22 protein-coding genes are annotated in these 19,384 nt (G+C 71.1%); 12 read left to right on the forward strand and 10 right to left on the reverse strand.

Going from position 1 to position 19,384, the window contains the following annotated elements; all coding sequences use genetic code 11:
• Positions 1-128: 128 nt before the first annotated feature.
• Positions 129-806: a DUF305 domain-containing protein gene (locus tag ACH4SP_RS26215; RefSeq protein ID WP_398418001.1), complete on the reverse strand. Its 678-nt coding sequence runs from the start codon at positions 804-806 to the stop codon at positions 129-131.
• 185 nt (positions 807-991) lie between these two features.
• On the opposite strand from ACH4SP_RS26215, the gene ACH4SP_RS26220 reads away from it, so the two are divergent.
• Positions 992-2,473, forward strand: coding sequence for an LVIVD repeat-containing protein (locus ACH4SP_RS26220; RefSeq protein ID WP_398418380.1), 1,482 nt, complete (start codon positions 992-994; stop codon positions 2,471-2,473).
• Here the strand turns inward: ACH4SP_RS26220 and ACH4SP_RS26225 are convergent.
• The 5 genes from ACH4SP_RS26225 to ACH4SP_RS26245 form a co-directional block, all read right to left on the reverse strand.
• A complete protein-coding gene (locus ACH4SP_RS26225; RefSeq protein ID WP_398418002.1) occupies positions 2,464-3,117 on the reverse strand; it encodes a TetR/AcrR family transcriptional regulator in 654 nt (217 codons plus the stop codon). The two genes, ACH4SP_RS26220 and ACH4SP_RS26225, sit on opposite strands and share 10 nt — an antisense overlap.
• A gap of 197 nt (positions 3,118-3,314) precedes the next feature.
• Positions 3,315-4,010, reverse strand: coding sequence for an HAD family hydrolase (locus tag ACH4SP_RS26230; RefSeq protein WP_398418003.1), 696 nt, complete (start codon positions 4,008-4,010; stop codon positions 3,315-3,317).
• Positions 4,011-4,017: 7 nt separating this feature from the next.
• The gene (locus ACH4SP_RS26235; protein WP_398418004.1) at positions 4,018-4,683 is read right to left on the reverse strand and encodes a phosphatase PAP2 family protein; all 666 of its coding nucleotides are present in this window, start codon (positions 4,681-4,683) and stop codon (positions 4,018-4,020) included.
• A gap of 44 nt (positions 4,684-4,727) precedes the next feature.
• Positions 4,728-5,681: a M56 family metallopeptidase gene (locus ACH4SP_RS26240; protein WP_398418005.1), complete on the reverse strand. Its 954-nt coding sequence runs from the start codon at positions 5,679-5,681 to the stop codon at positions 4,728-4,730.
• Between the two features lie 97 nt (positions 5,682-5,778).
• Positions 5,779-6,336 (reverse strand): DUF5134 domain-containing protein, encoded by a 558-nt coding sequence (locus tag ACH4SP_RS26245; RefSeq protein WP_398418006.1) that lies wholly within the window; start codon positions 6,334-6,336, stop codon positions 5,779-5,781.
• A 217-nt stretch (positions 6,337-6,553) separates the two neighbouring features.
• Here ACH4SP_RS26245 and ACH4SP_RS26250 point away from each other — a divergent pair, with 217 nt between their 5' ends.
• Positions 6,554-7,102, forward strand: a complete 549-nt coding sequence (locus ACH4SP_RS26250) for a GNAT family N-acetyltransferase (RefSeq protein WP_398418007.1) — start codon at positions 6,554-6,556, stop codon at positions 7,100-7,102.
• A gap of 16 nt (positions 7,103-7,118) precedes the next feature.
• Here the strand turns inward: ACH4SP_RS26250 and ACH4SP_RS26255 are convergent, their stop codons facing one another.
• The 3 genes from ACH4SP_RS26255 to ACH4SP_RS26265 form a co-directional block, all read right to left on the reverse strand.
• A complete protein-coding gene (locus ACH4SP_RS26255; RefSeq protein ID WP_398418008.1) occupies positions 7,119-7,802 on the reverse strand; it encodes a glycerophosphodiester phosphodiesterase in 684 nt (227 codons plus the stop codon).
• 38 nt (positions 7,803-7,840) lie between these two features.
• The gene (locus ACH4SP_RS26260; protein ID WP_398418009.1) at positions 7,841-7,966 is read right to left on the reverse strand and encodes a hypothetical protein; all 126 of its coding nucleotides are present in this window, start codon (positions 7,964-7,966) and stop codon (positions 7,841-7,843) included.
• Positions 7,967-8,061: 95 nt separating this feature from the next.
• Positions 8,062-8,754: a PadR family transcriptional regulator gene (locus ACH4SP_RS26265; RefSeq protein ID WP_398418010.1), complete on the reverse strand. Its 693-nt coding sequence runs from the start codon at positions 8,752-8,754 to the stop codon at positions 8,062-8,064.
• Between the two features lie 52 nt (positions 8,755-8,806).
• Between ACH4SP_RS26265 and ACH4SP_RS26270 the strand changes: the two genes are divergently transcribed.
• The 6 genes from ACH4SP_RS26270 to ACH4SP_RS26295 all read left to right on the forward strand — a co-directional run bounded on the left by ACH4SP_RS26270 (position 8,807) and on the right by ACH4SP_RS26295 (position 15,080).
• Entirely contained in the window at positions 8,807-9,928 is a 1,122-nt protein-coding gene (locus ACH4SP_RS26270; protein ID WP_398418011.1) for an LLM class flavin-dependent oxidoreductase, read from the forward strand.
• A gap of 9 nt (positions 9,929-9,937) precedes the next feature.
• Positions 9,938-10,987 carry an alpha/beta hydrolase fold domain-containing protein gene (locus ACH4SP_RS26275; RefSeq protein ID WP_398418012.1) on the forward strand — a complete coding sequence of 350 codons (1,050 nt, stop codon included), beginning with the start codon at positions 9,938-9,940 and terminating at the stop codon, positions 10,985-10,987.
• Between the two features lie 81 nt (positions 10,988-11,068).
• Positions 11,069-12,466, forward strand: coding sequence for a DUF6421 family protein (locus ACH4SP_RS26280; protein WP_398418013.1), 1,398 nt, complete (start codon positions 11,069-11,071; stop codon positions 12,464-12,466).
• 26 nt (positions 12,467-12,492) lie between these two features.
• Positions 12,493-13,254: an SDR family NAD(P)-dependent oxidoreductase gene (locus tag ACH4SP_RS26285; RefSeq protein WP_398418014.1), complete on the forward strand. Its 762-nt coding sequence runs from the start codon at positions 12,493-12,495 to the stop codon at positions 13,252-13,254.
• A gap of 50 nt (positions 13,255-13,304) precedes the next feature.
• The gene (locus ACH4SP_RS26290) at positions 13,305-14,393 is read left to right on the forward strand and encodes a threonine aldolase family protein (protein ID WP_398418381.1); all 1,089 of its coding nucleotides are present in this window, start codon (positions 13,305-13,307) and stop codon (positions 14,391-14,393) included.
• A 93-nt stretch (positions 14,394-14,486) separates the two neighbouring features.
• Positions 14,487-15,080: a transglutaminase domain-containing protein gene (locus ACH4SP_RS26295; protein ID WP_398418015.1), complete on the forward strand. Its 594-nt coding sequence runs from the start codon at positions 14,487-14,489 to the stop codon at positions 15,078-15,080.
• A 22-nt stretch (positions 15,081-15,102) separates the two neighbouring features.
• On the opposite strand, the gene ACH4SP_RS26300 is transcribed toward ACH4SP_RS26295, so the two are convergent.
• Positions 15,103-15,825 (reverse strand): lysophospholipid acyltransferase family protein, encoded by a 723-nt coding sequence (locus ACH4SP_RS26300; RefSeq protein ID WP_398418016.1) that lies wholly within the window; start codon positions 15,823-15,825, stop codon positions 15,103-15,105.
• A gap of 271 nt (positions 15,826-16,096) precedes the next feature.
• On the opposite strand from ACH4SP_RS26300, the gene ACH4SP_RS26305 reads away from it, so the two are divergent.
• The 4 genes from ACH4SP_RS26305 (at position 16,097) to ACH4SP_RS26320 (ending at position 19,309) form a co-directional block, all read left to right on the forward strand.
• Entirely contained in the window at positions 16,097-16,426 is a 330-nt protein-coding gene (locus ACH4SP_RS26305) for a TlpA family protein disulfide reductase (protein WP_398418017.1), read from the forward strand.
• Positions 16,427-16,734: 308 nt separating this feature from the next.
• Positions 16,735-17,247 (forward strand): flavin reductase family protein, encoded by a 513-nt coding sequence (locus ACH4SP_RS26310; protein ID WP_398418018.1) that lies wholly within the window; start codon positions 16,735-16,737, stop codon positions 17,245-17,247.
• A 211-nt stretch (positions 17,248-17,458) separates the two neighbouring features.
• Positions 17,459-18,244 (forward strand): electron transfer flavoprotein subunit beta/FixA family protein, encoded by a 786-nt coding sequence (locus tag ACH4SP_RS26315; RefSeq protein ID WP_398418019.1) that lies wholly within the window; start codon positions 17,459-17,461, stop codon positions 18,242-18,244.
• Positions 18,245-18,346: 102 nt separating this feature from the next.
• Positions 18,347-19,309 carry an electron transfer flavoprotein subunit alpha/FixB family protein gene (locus ACH4SP_RS26320; RefSeq protein ID WP_398418020.1) on the forward strand — a complete coding sequence of 321 codons (963 nt, stop codon included), beginning with the start codon at positions 18,347-18,349 and terminating at the stop codon, positions 19,307-19,309.
• The last annotated feature ends 75 nt before the right edge of the window (positions 19,310-19,384 follow it).

Genomic DNA, 19,384 nt, shown 5'->3' on the forward strand with positions numbered 1-19,384 from the left:
TCCCCGCACGTCGCGGCGGTCGTCCCCGCACGTCGCCGCGGCCCTCCGCACGTCGCGGCTGTCGTCCCCGCACGTCGTCGCGGTCGTCACCGGCCGTCCCCGACCGCCCCCGGAGCGGCATCGGCGGGCTACAGCTCCTTCAGCATCCTCGCCATCCGGTTGATCTCGGTCGTCTGCTGGGCGACCAGCTCCGTCGCCCACTCCTCGACCGTCAGGTCGTTGCCGTCGGACAGAGCGTCGCCCGCCATGGTCAGCGCCCCCTTGTGGTGCGTGATCATCAGCTGCAGGAACAGCCTGTCGAACGCCGTGCCCCTGGCCGCCCCGAGGTCCGCCAGCTGCTTCTCGGTGGCCATGCCCGCCATCGCCCCGTGGTCGTGCGGGGTCCTCGGCCGCCCGTCCGCACCGTTGCGCTTCTGCCAGCCCCTCATGGTGCCGATCTCCGGGCGCTGGGCCGCCGCGATCCGGTCCGCGATCTGCCGCACGCCCTGTGACGCGGCGCGCGACGGTACGAGACCGGTCATCACCAGGGCCTGGGTGTGGTGCGCGATCATCATCTCCGCGTAGTCGAAGTCCGCGGAGTTGGGCCTGTCCACCGGGGCGGCCCTCCGTGCCTCGTCGGCGGACAGGGTCCTGCCCGGTTCGCCCGGCTTCCCCGGCGCCACCACCACGGCGTCGCCGCCGGCCCGGGCCCTCCCGTCCTCCTCCGGTGCTCCGTCGCAGGCGGACAGGGCGAGCAGCGCGGCGACGGCGAGCGAGGACGATCTCGCGAACGTGCGGGAGCGGCCGCTCGGTTGACGGGAGTGCACAGTGAACTCCTGGGATGCAAGGGGAAATTGGTGACCGTCCTAGCACGATTCCGCGCGCAGATGATCGAAAAACTTCATTACATCTCCGTTGCCGTCTTTTGAGATGTACATGCGAAGGAAGATACTCGCGAGGTCCCGTAGTCGTTCAACTGCGAATCAGATCAAGGGAGAACGCAGTGACCTCGATGACCGAAACCCGCGTCCGCAGACGCAGACGGCTGGGTGTGGCGGCGGCCGCGGCCGGCCTGCTCGCGACGCTCCTCACGGCGGTCCCCGCCGCCGCGAGTCCCGAGCCGGGCGACACTCCCGCCCCGCGGCAGCCCGTCACCACGGCGCAGCAGGAGGAGGCCCGCAGGGCCATCCGGGGAGGCGAGATACCCGGCGTGGACGAGATCGTCCACAGCGAGAACGTCGAGCACCTGGCCAACATCCCGAAGGACGCGCTCAAGGGCACCAACTCGGACCTGGCGTTCCAGGGCAAGTACGCCTTCGCGGGCAACTACGACGGCTTCCGGATCTTCGACATCAGCAACCCGAGGAAGCCGAGGACCGTCACCCAGGTCCTGTGTCCCGGATCGCAGAACGACATCTCCGTCTCCGGGAACCTGCTCTTCCTCTCGACCGACTCCTCGCGCAGCGACAACTCCTGCGCCAGTACCACGCAGCCCGCGACCGAGAAGTCCTCCTGGGAGGGCATGAAGATCTTCGACATCAGCGACATCCGGAAGCCCCGGTACGTCGCCGCTGTCGAGACCGCCTGCGGTTCGCACACCCACACCCTGGTGCCCGAGCGCCGCAACGTGTACGTGTACGTCTCCTCGTACGCGCCGAGCGCCGCCTACCCGGACTGCAAGCCCCCGCACGACGGCATCTCGATCATCAAGGTGCCGCGGCAGGCCCCGCAGAAGGCCGCGGTCATCGACTTCCCGGTGCTCTTCCCCGACGGCGGCAACCCCGGCGGCGGCACGGAGAACCCGGACCTGGCCGAGACCACCGGCTGCCACGACCTCACCGTGCTGCCGTCGAAGGACCTGGCGGCCGGCGCCTGCATGGGCGACGGCATCCTCTTCTCGATCAAGGACCCGGAGAAGCCCAAGGTCATCGACCGCGTCCAGGACAACGTCAACTTCGCGTTCTGGCACTCGGCGACCTTCAACGAGCGCGCCGACAAGGTCGTCTTCACCGACGAGCTGGGCGGTGGCGGCGGTGCGACCTGCAACGCGGAGACAGGTCCCAAGCGCGGTGCCAACGGCATCTACGAGATCAAGGGCCACGGCGACAGGCGCAGTCTCGCCTTCAAGAGCTACTTCAAGATCCCGCGCCACCAGGCCGACACGGAGAACTGTGTCGCCCACAACGGCTCGCTCGTCCCGGTCCCCGGCCGCGACATCATGGTCCAGGCCTGGTACCAGGGCGGTGTCTCCTTCTGGGACTTCACCGACTCCTCGAAGCCCAAGGAGATCGGCTACTTCGAGCGCGGCCCGATCAGCGCCGACACCCTGGTCGGAGGCGGAGCCTGGTCCGCGTACTACTACAACGGCCACGTCTTCTCGAACGACATGGTCAAGGGCTTCGACGTCCTGAGGATCAACGACCGGCGCACCGACCCCGCGAAGCGGGTCCGGATGCGCGAGCTCAACGTGCAGACCCAGCCCGACTACCTCTGACCACCGGGTGGTTCAGCGGTAGCACCGGTCGCCGTGCCGCCGGGCGGATCCCCGTCCGGCGGCACTCCGAGCTCCCAGTCGAGGCCGTACCGCTGGAACAGCTCCGCCCGCAGCCGCGCCAGCGGCATCGGCGCCCCGGGCAGCAGCAGGGCGAACACCGTGCCCATCAGCAGCGCCCGCAGCAACCGGTACTCCGTCTCGGGCTCCGTCGTCCCGTACCGGACCATCGCGCCCCGCAGCACCTCGGCCAGCTGCTGCTGCTCGGGGCACTGCACGAAGCCCTCGGCCTGGAGGATGCCCGCCATGTGCGTGCGCATCAGCACCGGGTGGGCGAGGGCCAGCCCCAGCACGGCGTCCACCGCGCGCGCCAGGACCTCCCGCCCGTCCGTCGTGGCCGGCTCCCGCTCGACGGCGGCCCGGATCGTGCGGTGCATCAGCCGGTGCACCGCGGACTGCAGCAGCTGCCGCTTGCCGGGGAAGTAGTACGAGATCAGACCCCGCGCGGAACCGGCCCGGTCGGCGATGTCCCCGAGCGTCGTCGCCTCGTACCCGCGCTCGCCGACGAGGTCCACCGTCGCCTGCAGGATCCGCTCGCGGGAACGCCGCCGCAATTCCTCGTTGACCGATGCGCTGCGCGGGGACATGCTGTTAACTCCTGCGTTGACTGGCTGCGAGCCAGTATACTCAGCGGGCGTTTCGCACCCGCCTCTTCGAGACGGCCTGCGGGAGCGCTGTCTGCTTTGGGCGACGCGGGGGATCGTCCAAGGCAGACGGCAGGGCGGGCCCCGGGAGACACTCCCGGGGCCCGCCCTTCGTGCGGATCGTGCGGTGTCGAGCGGGCTCAGTCGAGCAGGTCCAGCACCGGCCGCAGTCCGTCCGGGCGGTCCGCCACGGGCAGGTGGTCCACGAAGTGGACCGCGCAGCCCAGCGCGGCGGCCCCGCCGTCGGCCGTCCGGTCGTCGCCCACCATCAGCACCTGGTCCGGATCCCGGCCCAGCGCCCGGAGCGCCGTACGGAACAGCCGGGGGTCGGGTTTCTGCACCCCGTGCTCGTACGACAGGACGTAGGCGTCGACGAACGGGTCCAGGCCGTGTGCCCGGAACACCGGACGCAGGTCCCAGCCGATGTTGCTCACCACCCCCACGGCGACACCGCGCGCGTGCAGCTCCCGCAGGACCTCGGGGGCGTCCGGGTACGGCTGCCAGGCGGCCGGGAGCATATGGCGTTCGTACAGCGCGTCGTGCAGCTCGTCGCGGGGGAGCCGCACCTGCCGGGAGAGGCCGGTGTAGGCCGCGCGGTGCCGCTCCGCGCTCTCGTCCCTGGTGGCCCACAATCCGGCCAGCGCGGGCGGCACTTGACGCGGCGACGCCCCGCCGGGCAGCGCTCCGGCCTCCTCCAGCAGCTCCGCGTACCGCCGCAGTTCCTCGTCCGGCACGGCCGGGCCGGGGCCGCCGAGCACGGCCTCCACCCAGGAGCGGGCCGGCTCGATGCGCAGCAGCGTGCCGGAGAAGTCGAAGAGCACGGCTTTGATCGTCATGCGGAGATCATCCCCGCGGCGCGGTCCGGTACGCGTGAAGGGTGGCCGAGAACAGCACCACCGCCACCCCGAGCAGCCAGCCCCCGAGCACGTCGGAGAACCAGTGCACGCCGAGGTACAGACGCGTGAGCCCGACGCCGACGACCGACACCACCCCCACCACCAGCAGCGCCACCCGCGCCGCGCGCGGTGCCCCGTACCACCACAGCAGCCACAGCAGAAGGCCGAAAGTGACCGTTGCTGTCATCGCATGACCGGAAGGGAAGGCAGCGTACTGAGCGGAATCGACCGGGTCGGGCCACTGTGGACGTTCGCGCCCGACAGCGGCCTTGAGCACCTGTTGTACGAGCGCGCTGACCGCCGTCGTGACCGCGATCCACAGGGCGAGCACCCGGTCGCCGCGCAGCAGCAGCCAGCAGAAGACCACCGCCACCACCGCCCGCATCGTCCACGGGTCCCACACCCAGTCGGACAGGATCCGGTTGGCCCGGGTGGTCCCCGGATCGTCCACCGCCCAGCGGTGCAGCCCGCTCGCGAGATCGCCGTCGAGGGTGAGCAGCGGCCCCCATCCGGAGGCCACGAGGACCAGCAGCACCGCGAACGCGGCGGTGAGCAGGGCACCCGCGAGGAGCACCGGCGGGCGGGGATACGGGGTGGAACCGGGGGAGCGCATGGGGGCGATCCTCGCCGACCTGCGGTGGATCGAGCCAGATCGGGCTATCCGAGCGCACTGAGTCCCGGCACGAACGCCACCACGAGCGGGACGACGGGCACCAGCGCCGACGCCGCCGTCAGCCGCAGCCGACGGGCCGGACTGAGCCTGGGGACCGGGGCCAGCAGCCGGTTCACCCGCTGCGGAAGGCCCCCGTCCGGGGTCGGGCAGGGGCCGAACACCCCACGGTGCTCGTTGAGTTCGACCAGTGCGAGCGCCGTCGTCAGCCGGCCGAACCGCCGGGACGCCATGTCGTCGGCGGCCAGTTCGACCAGCCGGTGCATCTCGTCCCGGAACGCGGCGAACACCGGGATCTGCGGGAAGCCGTTCGCCAGCGCGCCCGAGCAGTGCAGCAGCCAGTCGTGCCTGGCGCGTGCGTGCCCCTGCTCGTGGGCCAGCACCGCGTCCAGCTGACGCCCCTTGAGACGGCGCAGGGCCGCCGTGGTGATGACCAGCCGGGGCTCCGCGCCGGGCAGCCACCAGGCGTCCGGCCGCTCCTCCTCCAGCACGACAAGACGGTCCCCGCCCGGCTGCGCCGTACTCCGCTGCTCCTCGCCCGGCAGCACCGGCGCCCGTACGAGCAGCTCCGTGCGGCGCTGCTTGCGCCCGGTGCGCGCCCGGTGGACCTCCCGGGTCAGCATCGCGCCCGTCCACAGCCCGCAGCCGGCCAGGACCACCGCGAGGACCGCCGACCACGGGCCGTACGCACCGAGGGCGTACGCCTCGACGACACCGCGCGGCGCGGACGCGAAGACGTGTCCCCTTACCAAGTGCCAGGCGGCGGCCGCACTGAACGTCATGGCGAGCGCGAAGCACAGCAGCACCGCACCCACCACGCACTGCCACATCCACAGCGCGACCACGGGTTCCCGCTCCCGCCAGTCGGTGGCCGCGAGCAGACGCGGAGCCGTCGCGGCGGTCAGCAGGCCGAGCAGCAGCAGCGCCAGGGAGACCATCATGGGCCCAGCCTATGAGGGCGGCACCGCCCCCGGGTACGGGAGCGGTCGGGGAAGTGACGTACGACTCACCGGCCCCCGGGACGGGTCCGGCGGGGCCTCACAGGGCCAGCAGCATGGTGAGCATTCCCAGGGCCATGGACAGGCGGCAGGCGAGCGCCAGTTCGGGGCGGGCGCCCCAGCCGAGGGTTCCGCCCGAAGGCGTCGCGGCGGCCGGCAGCGGGATCAGCCGCGTTCCCGCCCGCAGCACGTACACCACGTAGTACGCCAACAGTGCCCCGGTCAGCAGCGGCACCCCGCCCGCCACCACGGACCCGTGCCCCGCATGGCCGCCGCCGGTGCCGAGAGCCATGGCCACCGCCATGTACACCATCGCCGCGGAACCGATCAGATGGTGCAGGTGGTGGGAGCCGCGGACCCCGCCGCGGACCCACCACAGGGCCCGCAGCGCCGCCGCTCCGAACACCGCCGCGTACAGCGTCCAACTCCAGTCCGGCGGGGCGAACACGGCGGCGGGCACCGCCATCACCGCCATCCCGAGACCCATCAGCGCCTCGCCCCTGGCGACCCCGCGCTCCGCCCGCGGCCCGCTGCGCATCCGCAGCAGGCAGTACGCGCTCGTCACCCCGCACAGCGCCACCAGCAGCCAGCCGGACATCGCCGCTCCGTGCACGGCGTACCTCCCGTTCGGGTCCACCACGACTTGTCGACAGGTCGAGGAGTCGATGCCCGCAATGAGCGGGGCGCACGCATGCGCAACGGCACACGGGGGGAGCACTGGCCGAGTTAGGGTCTGTCCGGCGGCCGGGTCGCACAGGCCGCGAGGCCGAACGGATCCGCCGTCGAACCGAACGAGCACGAGAGAAAGACCCACCATGGACACCACTGCGCACCAGGCCCCAGGGGAACTCGTCTTCCGTGACGCCGTCGAGAGCGACGCAGAGGCACTCGTCGCGCTCATCGAGTCGGCCTACCGCGGTGACAGCAGCCGTGCGGGGTGGACCACCGAGGCCGACCTGCTCGAAGGCCGGCGCACCGACCCCGAGGGCGTCCTCGCCGTCGTCACCGACCCCGGCAGCCGCCTGATCGCCGTCGAGCGCGACGGGGAACTGATCGCCTGCTGCCAGCTCGAACACCGGGGGGACGCCGCCTACTTCGGGATGTTCGCGGTACGTCCCCGGGCCCAGGGCGGCGGCCTCGGCAAGGTGATCATCGCGGAGGCGGAGCGGCTGGCGCGGGAGACGTGGCAGGTGCGCGAGATGCACATGACCGTGATCTCCGTGCGCGACGACCTCATCGCCTGGTACGAGCGCCGGGGCTACCGCCGTACGGGAAGGATGACGCCCTTCCCGTACGGCGACGAGCGCTTCGGTATCCCGCAGCGCGACGACCTCCGGTTCGAGCTCCTGCTCAAGGAGCTCTGAGCGGGTCCCGCGAGGGTCAGGCCATGAAACGGCCGGTCCTGCGGATCTCGGGGAAGTCGGTGGTCACCCCGTCCAGTTCCAGCGCGTGGGCCAGCCGCAGCTCCTCCGGGGTGTTCACCACCCAGCCGATCACCCGCAGTTTCTCCGCGTGCGCGCGCCGCACCGTCTCCAGGGTGAGGCGCTGCAGTTCGACCACGACGGCGCCTGCGCCCACGGCCAGCGCGCGGTCCACCACCTCCGGCCCGTAGAACTGCGCGACCAGCGCCGTCCGCACCCCGGGCAGCAGGGTCGAGATCAGGGCGAGGGCCTCGTCGTGGAACGAGAGCACCTCGACGCGCTCCGCCAGGCTGCGCCGGTGCATCACCTCGGCGAGTGCCCGTGCGGCGGCCACGTCCTTGATCTCCGCCTGGAGCGGTGCGGAGACGGCGTCCAGCACCTCCTCGAAGAGGGGGACCTGCTGTCCGCCGCCCGCGTCCAGGGCACGCAGCTCGGCGAGCGACATGGCGGAGACGGGGCCGTGGCCGTCCGTGGTGCGGTCGACGTCGGCGTCGTGCATGACGACGAGCCCGCCGTCCTTGCTCAGATGCAGATCGAGTTCGATGACGTCCATGCCCGCCTGCTGGGCGTGGCGGAAGGAGCTCAGGGTGTTCTCGGGCTCGACACCCATGACTCCGCGATGACCGATGGTGAGGAAAGACAAGGTGATCTCGCTTCCGTCGACTGCGGCTCACAGCGAGATTAACGGCCCGCCTCGGCAACGGAACCCGCCTGGCGCGAGGAAGTGGAATCTTCGAACTGGGTACCCGCGATTCCGAGGATGAGTCCGGTGGCGAGGGCGGCGAGAAGGATGGCACGCATGCTCATGGGGACGGCTCCAGGCACAGGGGGAGTGACGCACGGTCGCGACAAGGACAGGGTGCGACCGTCCTACCGCCTCCCGTGACCCGGTCGGCGCTACATCACCCGTCCGTGGGCGTGCCCGACGGGAGTTGACCGGTGATGTGCGGCGGGAGTTGACCGGCCGCGTGCGGCAGGTGCCGACCGGCCGCACCCGGAGGTCCGAGTTCCGCGAGATCGGCCAGCATCGCCCGCGCCAGCTCCAGTTCGGCCAGGTGCTGCCGCTCGGCCCAGCGCAGCGCCACCTGCGGGTGTGCCCAGTCCGCCACCCCGTCGGCCCGGCCCAGCGCTTCCCGTACGTCCGCCAACTCCCGCTCCGTGCGAGCGACATGCTCCCGTACGCGGGCGTGGAGCCGGGCCGGGTCGGCGAGGTGGCCCAGCCAGACGCGCAGCACGAGCGGGTGCTTGAGCACGGCGGGCCCTGTCTCCTCGGTGCCGTCCGCCCACCCGGTGAGCGCGTCGCGGCCCGCGGCGGTGATCGCGTAACGCCGTTTGGTGCGCGGCTCCTCGGGGCCCGAGCGGCTCGACGTGACGTAACCCAGCACCTCCAGCCGGCGCAGCTCCGCGTAGATCTGGCTGATCGCCGGCGCCCAGTAGAAGAAGCGCAGCGAGGAGTCCGCCCACTTCTTCAGCTCGTACCCGGTGCGCTCGCCGGGGAAGGACAGCAGGCCGAGCACCGCCCAGGCGGTGGGCGGGAGTTGTGGAGGGCCGCCTCGTCGTGCGTCTTGCTTCTTCGAGACCTGACGACTAGTCATATGACGAATTGAAGTAAGGGCGGAGCACGGAAATCAACCCCCTGGAGGGGCCGTGAAATTCTCAGTCATCTTCGAGGCCCAGCTGGCCGACCCCACCCCCGAGCGCGAGCACCGGGTGATCCGCGACAGCGTCGAACAGGCCGTCCTGGCCGAGCGGATGGGGTTCGACCGGATCTGGGCCGTCGAGCACCACTCCCTCAAGTGGTACGCGCACATGAGCGCCCCGGAGGTCTTCCTCGCGTACGTCGCCGCGAAGACCTCGACCATCCGGATCGGGCACGGCGTCGTCTGCATGCCGTTCGCGTTCAACCACCCCGCGCGGGTGGCCGAACGCGCCGCCATGCTCGACCTGTTGTCCGGCGGACGGCTCGACCTCGGAGCCGGCCGCGGCGGTACGAAGCAGGAGACCTCGCTGTGCGGCGTGGACCCGGACCGTACGACCCGGGAGGTCGAGGAGGCGCTGCGGATCATCGGCAGGGCGTGGCAGGAGGACGAGCTGGAGTACCACGGCGAGCTCATCGACATCGATCCGCACCCGATCCTGCCGCGCCCCCAGCAGACGCCGCACCCCCCGCTGTTCCTCGCGTGCAGCCGCACCGAGACGCTCGCCCAGGCCGCCGAACTCGGCGTCGGGGCCCTGGTGATGGGCTTCGCGGGGCCCGATTCGATCACGGAGATGCGGGCGGCGTACGACGCGGCCCGGACCGCCCGCGGCGCCGACCGCTTCGTGTCCACCGTCGTCAACGACCACTTCTCGGTGCTCTGCCCGACGATCGTCCTCGACGACGGCGAGCGGGCCCGGAGCATCGGGGTGCGCGGCCAGCGCTTCTTCGCGCAGTCCATCGGCCACTGGTACGGCGGCGCCGGCCTCCCCGACGAAGCGGTCGTGGCGGGCGCCGACGAGGGCGCCGAGATGCGCAGGGCCGCCGAGCAGGTGGTCGCCCGGCTGCACGAGCAGCGCATTCCGGTACCCCCCACCGCGACCGCCACCTTCCACACCGACCACGCCTACGGCACCGCCGACGACGCCATCGCCTACGTGGAGCGGCTGCGCGACGCGGGCGCCGACGAGATCATGTGCCTGATCCAGATGGGCACGGTGCCTCAAGAGGCATGCCTGGAGACCCTGCGGCAGTGGGGCGAGAAGGTCATCCCGCACTTCCGCGAGGCGTGAGGAGCGGCCATGGCACCGGAACGCGACCGGTTCGATCGCGCGGCCCGCCCCCTCGCGCCCGTGCCGGACCGGCTCGACCCTGCGGCCCGCCCCCTCGTCGACCTCCTGAGCGCAGGATTCCCCGACCTCGGCGGCGCCGTCACCGACGCGGCGGAGGCCCGCCGCCTCCTCGCGGCCCGGCCCGCGTCGAAGGCGGAGCCCCCGGGAGTGGGCTCCGTCGAGGACCGTACGGTCCCGGGACCCGCGGGGGCGCCAGGGATCCCCGTACGCGTCTATCTGCCGGACCGCCCCGCCCCGTACCCCACGGTCGTCTTCTTCCACGGCGGCGGGTTCAGCGTCTGCGGTCTCGACTCCCACGACGGCACGGTGCGCCGGATCTGCCGGGGCGCGGGCGCGGCGGTCGTCTCGGTGGACTACCGGCTCGCCCCCGAGGCGCCGTACCCGGCCGCCGTCGAGGACGCGTACGCCGCCGTGCGATGGGTCGCCGAGCACATCAAAGAGGTGGGCGGCGACCCAGGCGCCCTGATCGTCGCCGGTGACAGCTCGGGCGGTGCGCTCGCCGCGGTCACCGCACGGCTCGCCCGCGACACGGGCGGCCCGGACATCGCGCTCCAGGTGCTGCTCTACCCGGTGCTCGACGCCGCCCAGGACACCGATTCGTACCGCCGCAACGCCTCCGGCTACTTCCTGACGGCGGCTCACATGCGCTGGTTCTGGCAGCAGTACCTCGGCCCAGAGGGCCCCCGGAGCCCCTCGGCGCGCCACCCGGACGTCTCCCCGCTGCGTGCCGCCGACCTCTCCGGGCTGCCGCCCGCGCACGTCCTGACGGCGGGCTGCGATCCCCTGTGCGACGAGGGCAGGGAGTACGCCGCCGCTTTGCGGGCAGCAGGGGTGGAGGTCCGGGAGCAGCACTTCCCGGCGATGTTCCACGGGTTCCTCGGATTCACCGGAATCCCCGCCGACTCCCGTACGGCGATGGCCGCCATGACCGGAGCCATCGCCGCCGTCGGCGATTCCGGCAGGAAGAATTCCGGTGATCTGGGGGGTGCGGCAGGATAATTTCTTCCGGCTCCTCTTGTGCGGGAGAACCACGCGTGGATACGGTTTCTTTACGCGAGGTTCTCCCGTGGAGGAAGTGACATGACGCAAATTCTGGTGCAGGACATTGCTGGTGGAGGCATAGCCGAGGCCTCGCGGGTGATCGACCACCCCGCCTGGGGCGTGCTCAAGGGCGCGGTCGAGGAGATCCGGCCCTGGCAGTCCGCCGACGGCTCCATCGACTTCGACGCCGAAGGCGCCCCGTCCCGTGCGGGCGTGGAGGCGGTGCTCGGCCGGGTGATCACCGCGGTCGACGAGCTCTCCCCGCTGCTGCCGCACGACGCCGATTACCACCGGGCGCTCGTCGCCGACCTCCGGGCCTGGGCGGACTCCGCCTTCGCCGTCCCGGACTTCCTGGACTCGCTGCTCGCCTTCCAGCCCGCCCAGTCGCGCGCCGACGGCCTCCAGCACCTCGTCGTCTTCCCGATGTACACCCAGAACGGCAACCCGGACCGCAACCTCGAAGCGGTCGTGCTGCGCATGGTGTGGCCCCAGTGGCTCGCGGAGCTGGAGCGCACCCGCTACGACAACCCGCTGTTCTGCGGCATCACCTTCGAGGACTTCACCGCGGGGTACGACACCAACTCCGCCGTGCTCTTCCCCGAGACCATCGCCGTGCGCCAGGCACCGGAACGATTCAGCTGGGGCGGCATCTTCTGCGACCGCGAGGCGGCCCGGTTCCGCACCGTCACCGAGGCCGCGGTGGACATCCTCGGCCTCGACCTGCCCGACGACATCCGCGCGATGATCGCCGACCAGGACCGCTGCCAGGAGGCCTTCGTGCTGTGGGACATGGTCCACGACCGCACGCACAGCCACGGCGATCTTCCCTTCGACCCCTTCATGATCAAGCAGCGGCAGCCGTTCTGGATGTACGGCCTGGAGGAGCTGCGCTGCGACCTCACCGCCTTCAAGGAGGCCGTGAAGCTGGAGGCCGACGGCGTCCCGCAGGGCCGCGACGTGCAGTACGCGATGCTCTTCGACCGGATGTTCCGCTTCCCGGTCTCCGGCGAGCGGGTGCGCAACTACGACGGACTCGGCGGCCAGCTCCTCTTCGCGTACCTGCACAAGCACGACGTGGTGCGCTGGACCGACAACACCCTCAAGATCGACTGGGAGCGGGCGCCGCAGGTCACCAACCAGCTCTGCGCCGAGATCGAGGACCTGTACCGGGCGGGCATCGACCGCCCGAAGCTGGTGCACTGGTTCGCCGCGTACGACCTGGTGGCGGGCTATCTCGCCCCGCACCCGGGATCGCGCTGGGCGAAGGGTCCGGACGCCCTGGACCTGTCGCTGCCGCCGCGGAAACTGGTCGACGACGTGCTTCCCGACGAGTTTCCGTTGAGCATGTTCTATGAGGCGCTTTCCAAGAAACTGAAGTCCGTGATCGCCTCCACCAAGGGGATCACCGCGGCGGGCGCCGAGCGGGTGGCCGCATGAGCCCCCGCGCCCAGGAGGCGACCGACATGAACGCTGTCAATGCACCCGAGGGTCCTCTGGACGGAGCCGTCATCGCGGTCGCGGGGGCGGCGGGGCCCGCCGGGCGCGCCACCCTGCTGCGGCTCGCGGAGGCCGGTGCCACGGTCGTCGGCGCGGACGCCGACGCGGCCAGGCTCGCGGAGGCCGTGGACGCCGCCAGGTACGCACACGGCGGCGCCACCGTCACCGGCGACACCGTCGACCTGCTCGACCTCGACGCCACCCGTGCGTGGGCGGAGAAGACCGAGAAGGAGTTCGGCCGGATCGACGGCATGGTCCACCTCGTCGGCGGCTGGCGCGGCTCGGCGACCTTCGCGGAGACCGACCTGGCGGACTGGGACCTGCTCGAAAAGCTGCTGATCCGCACCGTGCAGCACACCTCGCTCGCCTTCCAGGAGGGCCTCCAGCGCAGTGACCGGGGCCGCTACCTGCTGATCAGCGCGGCCGGCGCGTCCAAGCCGACCGCGGGGAACGCCGCCTACGCCGCGTCCAAGGCGGCCGCGGAGGCGTGGACGCTCGCCCTCGGCGACGCCTTCCGCAAGGCGGGGGGCGAGGAGGGGCCGCGTACCGCTGCTGCCATCCTGGTGATCAAGGCTCTGGTGCACGACGCGATGCGCGCCGAGCGCCCGAATGCGAAGTTCGCGGGCTTCACCGACGTCACGGAGCTGGCCGAGGCCATCGCCGGGGTCTGGGAGCGGCCCGCCGCCGAAGTGAATGGACAGCGCCTGTGGCTGACGCCCAAGCCGTGACGGAATCGACCACCACGACGACCGTGACGACGACCACGACCACCACCTCCGTGACCGGTGGGGCGAACCCGCCCAAGACCGACGCCCGCCGTCACCACGACCCGTCCGTACGGGGCTTCGCCAGCGACAACTACGCGGGCGCCCACCCCGAGATCCTGGCCGCCCTGGCGCTCGCCAACGGCGGCCACCAGGTCGCGTACGGCGAGGACGACTACACCGCGCACCTCCAGCAGGTGGTCCGCGGCCACTTCGGCCCGTCCGCCGAGGCGTTCCCGGTCTTCAACGGCACCGGCGCCAACGTCGTCTCCCTGCAGGCGCTCACCGACCGCTGGGGTGCGGTGATCGCCGCCGAGACCGCGCACATCAACGTCGACGAGGGCGGCGCCCCCGAGCGGATGGGCGGGCTGAAACTGCTCACCGTGCCGACCCCGGACGGCAAGCTCACCCCCGAGCTGATCGACCGGCAGGCGTGGGGCTTCGACGACGAGCACCGGGCGATGCCGCAGGTCGTCTCGATCACCCAGAACACCGAGCTCGGCACGCTCTACACGCCGGACGAGATACGCGCGATCTGCGACCACGCCCACCAGCACGGCATGAAGGTCCACCTCGACGGGGCGCGGATCGCCAACGCGGCGGCCTCCCTCGACGTCCCGATGCGCGCCTTCACCAACGCCGTCGGCGTCGACATCCTGTCGTACGGCGGCACCAAGAACGGCATGCTCTTCGGTGAGGCCGTGATCGTCCTCAACCCGGACGCGGTCCGGCCGATGGCGATGAAGCGGCTGCGCAAGTCGTCGATGCAGCTCGCCTCGAAGATGCGCTTCGTCTCGGTGCAGCTGGAGGCGCTGCTCTCCCGCGACCTGTGGCTGCGCAACGCCCGGCACTCCAACGAGATGGCACAGCGGCTCGCCGCGGGCGTCCGTGGTGTCGACGGTGTGGAGATCCTCTATGAGGTGCAGGCGAACGCGGTGTTCGCCCGGCTGCCGCACGAGGTGAGCGAACGGCTGCAGAAGCGCTTCCGCTTCTACTTCTGGGACGAGGCGGCCGGCGACGTGCGCTGGATGTGCGCGTTCGACACCACCGAGGACGACGTGGACGCCTTCGTCCAGGCGCTCAAGGAGGAAATGGCGCGCTGAGTACCCCGAGTACTCCCCACCGGACTGCATGGATATGCGGCCAACCGGAAATGTATTGACTCCCGGTCGGTCGCATTCCTATGCTCACGGGCCATGGAGCTGATCCAGGAGACCCCGAACCTGTCCGCGTATCTGGCGGCCGACGAGGCCGTCGACCACCACCACCCGCTCGTACGGCAGACGGCCGCACGCCTCGCCGGGCAGGTCGCGGACTCCTATGCGTACGCCCACGCGGCCTTCGAGTACGTACGGGACGCCTTCCCGCACTCGGCCGACTCGGGGGACCCGCGCGTCACCTGGCGCGCCTCGGACGTCCTGGCCCAGGGCACCGGAATCTGCCACGCCAAGGCCCATGCCCTGGCGGCGCTGCTGCGGGCGGAGGACATCCCGACGGCCCTCTGCTACCAGCGGCTGGAGCACGACGGCGCGAGCGGTCACTGTGTGCACGGGCTGGTGGCCGTGCGGTTCCACGGCGCGTGGCACCGGCAGGACTGCCGGGGCAACAAGGAGGGCGTCGACGCGCAGTTCTCGCTCGACGGCGAGCAGCTGGCCTGGGTGCCGGTGGAGGAGCGCGGCGAAGCGGACTATCCGGTCCTGTACACCGCACCCCACCCGGCCGTGCTCCGCGTCCTCAAAGAGGCGCCGGACCGGCTCCGCCTGTGGGACACCCTGCCGAACGCCCTGTGAGCCGAGGCGGGCCCGGTGGGTGTCAGCCCGCCTCGCGCAGCTGCGCGGGGGTCGGGGCGGTGCCGCCGAGGTGGGCCGGGACCCACCAGGTGTCCTTGTCGTCCTTCGGGCGCACCGGGTAGGCGCGCTGGGCGGCCTCCAGCAGCTCCTGGACGCGCTCGCGCAGCCGCCGGGTGATGGCGCCCGCGTACTCGTCCGCAGGGGCCTCCACGGGCTTGCCCACGCGGATGGTGACCGGGATGTGGTTGCGGCCGAAGTTGCGCGGCCTGCCCTTGGTCCAGATGCGCTGGGTGCCCCAGACCGCCATCGGGATCAGCGGCACGCCGGCCTCCTGGGCGAGCCGGGCCGCACCCGACTTGAAGCTCTTCAGCGTGAACGACTCGGAGATCGTCGCCTCCGGGAACACCCCGATGATCTCGCCGGAGCGCAGCGAGTCCAGTGCGTGCCGGTACGCGTTCTCGCCCTGCTTGCGGTCCACCGGGATGTGCTTCATGCCGCGCATCAGCGGCCCCGACACCTTGTGCCGGAACACCGACTCCTTCGCCATGAAGCGCACCAGGCGCTTCTGCGGCAGGGCGGCGAGGCCGTTGAAGATGAAGTCGAGGTAGCTGATGTGGTTGCTGACCAGCACTGCCCCGCCGGAGCGGGGGATGTTCTCAGAACCCTGAGTGTCGATCTTGAGGTCGAGCGCCTTGAAAAGGGTACGAGCGGCGCCGATGACCGGCCGATAGACGAGTTCTGCCATGACGGGGGACCCTTCTCTGACCGGGGAGGGCTCTCCCGGTACGAAAGTTACGCTGCCGTAGGTTTTCGGCGTTGGGCAGATCGTGCCCCATGTACGGCCGAGTAGCCAGTCCCCGGATGCTCAGAACGCGAGATTCTCGTCACGTCCGACGATGTCCACTCATGCCCTGACCTGCTGCGGGCTCTTCGGAAGCGGAGAACGGGCCGGGAATCGCAGCACCGGGCCGCACGCTGCACACTGTGTCAAGCAGCGCGTAAGGGGAGGGTGAAATATGCCGGAACACGACGGTGGGAAACGGCTGGGCGCCGCCGAACTCGGCGTCGAACCGGGGGAGCGGGCCACCCTCGTGCAGTTCTCCAGCGCGTTCTGCCAGCCCTGCCGGGCCACCCGCAGGATCCTCGCCGAAGTGGCCGCGATGGTCGACGGGGTCACCCACGTCGAGATCGACGCCGAGGACCGGCTCGCTCTCGTACGGGAGCTGGACGTCCGGCAGACGCCGACCGTACTCGTCCTGGACGCGGACGGCCGGATCGTGCGGCGCGCGACGGGGCAGCCGCGCCGGGCTGACGTCATCGCCGCGCTGGGACACGCGGTCGCGTGAACCCTCCCGTGACCGCCGGCGTGATCCGCCTCTCTTCCGTTCTTCCGTGATCCGTCTCTCTTCCGCGAACGGCCTCTTTGAGGGCGCAGCGGGTGACGCAACGTGATCAATCTCCCACTGCCCGGGTCCCCGTGCGTACTTGACGGCGTTGACCCCGAATCGTCAGGGTGACGTCATGCCGTCGGAACTCCTTCTCTACGGGCGGGTCCATGTGGACCTGGTCCGTCACGCGAGTGCGCGCTGTCCGGGTGTCTGAGCGACCACAGAACCCAGGACCGCGCCTCCCGTTCCCGCCGAAGGACAACTCCATGACGCTCCAGCCCGCCCTCGCCGTGCCCCAGCAGGCCACCCCCGAACTGTTCCGCTCGGTCTTCCGGCAGCATGCCGCCGGGGTCGCCGTGATCACCGCGGCCGGCCACGGGTCCCAGCCCGTCGGCTTCACGGCCACGTCCCTCAACTCCGTCGCCGCCGAGCCCCCGTTGATCTCCTTCGGTGTGGGCACGGGGTCCTCCAGCTGGCCCGCCATCGCGGACGCCGAGCACATCGGCGTACACATACTGGGCGAGCATCAAGAGGCGCTCGCCGCGACGTTCGCACGCAGTGGCGCCGACCGGTTCGGCGCGCCCACCCGGTGGCGCACCGGGCCCGAGGGAGTCCCCGTGCTCGACGGCGTACTGGCCTGGCTGGTGTGCCGTGTGGTGGCGCGGGTGCCCGCCGGGGACCACCGCATCGTGCTCGCCCAGGCCGTCGCGGGGGACCCGTCGGGGGAGGGGCGACCGCTGCTCTACCACCAGGGGCGCTTCAACGCCCTGCGCGACTGAGAGTTCCCGGGAAAGGCCTTCTGTCGGCGATTACACAGCGTTGGCAAGGTCACAGTTCAAAGCGCTTGCTTACGGGGAACCCTCTGGGTGTACTGACGAGTAATATTCCGGTCGGGGCCCAACCGGCCCCGACCGGGAACCGCCCCTTCAGGCGCCTATGCTGCCTGCAACGAGGCAGTCGAAAAATAGACGATGCAGTAGGAGAGCCGGCGTGAGCTTGAGGATCGTTGTCTGTGTGAAGTACGTGCCCGACGCCACCGGCGACCGGCACTTCGCCGATGACCTGACGGTCGACCGTGACGATGTCGACGGTCTGCTGTCGGAGCTCGACGAGTACGCCGTCGAGCAGGCGCTGCAGATCGCCGACGAGGCCGACGACGCGGAGATCACCGTCCTGACGGTGGGCCCCGAGGACGCCAAGGACGCGCTCCGCAAGGCGCTCTCCATGGGCGCCGACAAGGCCGTCCACGTCGAGGACGACGACCTGCACGGCAGTGACGTCATGGCGACGTCGCTGGTGCTCGCCAAGGCCGTCGAGAAGACCGGTTACGACCTGGTCATCACCGGCATGGCGTCGACGGACGGCACTATGGGTGTCCTGCCGGCGATCCTGGCCGAGCGCCTGGGCGTCCCGCAGGTCACGCTGCTCTCCGAGGTCAAGGTCGAGGACGGCGTCGTCAAGGGCCGCCGCGACGGCGACTCCGCCACCGAGCAGCTGGAGGCTTCCCTCCCGGCGCTCGTGTCGGTGACGGACCAGTCGGGCGAGGCCCGCTACCCGTCCTTCAAGGGCATCATGGCCGCCAAGAAGAAGCCGGTGGAGTCCCTGGACCTGGACGACCTGGACCTCGACGCCGAAGAGGTCGGTCTTGAGGGCTCCTGGACCAAGGTCGACTCCGCGGACAAGCGCCCGGAGCGCACCGCGGGCACGATCGTCAAGGACGAGGGCGAGGGCGGCAAGCAGCTGGCCGAGTTCCTCGCGGGCCAGAAGTTCATCTAGCGGCTGGGGGTCCGGAGGTCATCCCCCGGACCAGCACGGCAACTAGGCCCCGCGCCCCTCATCAACGCCCCCGTTTCTTCGCACTCGCAGGAGAGCATTCCCATGGCTGAAGTTCTCGTCTACGTCGACCACGTGGACGGTGCCGTCCGCAAGCCCACCCTGGAGCTGCTGACGCTCGCCCGCCGCATCGGCGAGCCCGTCGCGGTCTTCCTCGGCGCCGGTGGCGACGCCGCCGCAGCCGTGCTCGGTGAGCACGGCGCGACCCGCGTACTGACCGCGGACGCCCCGGAGTTCGGCGACTACCTCGTCGTCCCGAAGGTGGACGCCCTGCAGGCCGCGTACGACGCCGTCTCCCCGGCCGCCGTACTGGTCCCGTCCTCCGCCGAGGGCAAGGAGATCGCGGCCCGCCTCGCGGTCCGCATCGGCTCCGGCATCATCACCGACGCCGTCGACCTGGAGGCCGGCGACGAGGGCCCGGTGGCCACGCAGGCGGCGTTCGCCGCCTCGTACACCACCAAGTCCCGCGTCTCCAAGGGCACCCCGGTCATCACCGTCAAGCCGAACTCGGCCCCGGTCGAGGCCGCCCCGGCCGCCGGCGCCGTCGAGGCGCTCAACGTGTCCTTCTCCGCGGCCGCCACCGGCACCAAGGTCGTCTCGCGCACCCCGCGCGAGTCCACCGGCCGCCCCGAGCTGACCGAGGCCGCGATCGTGGTCTCCGGCGGCCGCGGCGTCAACGGCGCCGAGAACTTCTCGATCATCGAGAAGCTCGCCGACAGCCTCGGTGCCGCGGTCGGCGCCTCCCGCGCCGCCGTCGACGCCGGCTGGTACCCGCACACCAACCAGGTGGGCCAGACCGGCAAGTCCGTCTCGCCGCAGCTGTACATCGCCTCCGGCATCTCCGGTGCGATCCAGCACCGCGCCGGCATGCAGACCTCGAAGACCATCGTCGCCATCAACAAGGACGCCGAGGCTCCGATCTTCGACCTGGTCGACTACGGCGTCGTCGGCGACCTGTTCGCCGTCGTCCCGCAGCTGACCGAAGAGGTCGAGTCGCGCAAGGGCTGACCTGCAACTTCTGGTACGAACTCGGGGCCGTGCGGTGTTCTCACCGCGCGGCCCCGAGCCGTTTCCCGGCCCGTG

This window comes from Streptomyces sp. NPDC021093, assembly GCF_044333135.1.
In the GTDB taxonomy this organism is placed as follows: Bacteria; Actinomycetota; Actinomycetes; order Streptomycetales; family Streptomycetaceae; genus Streptomyces.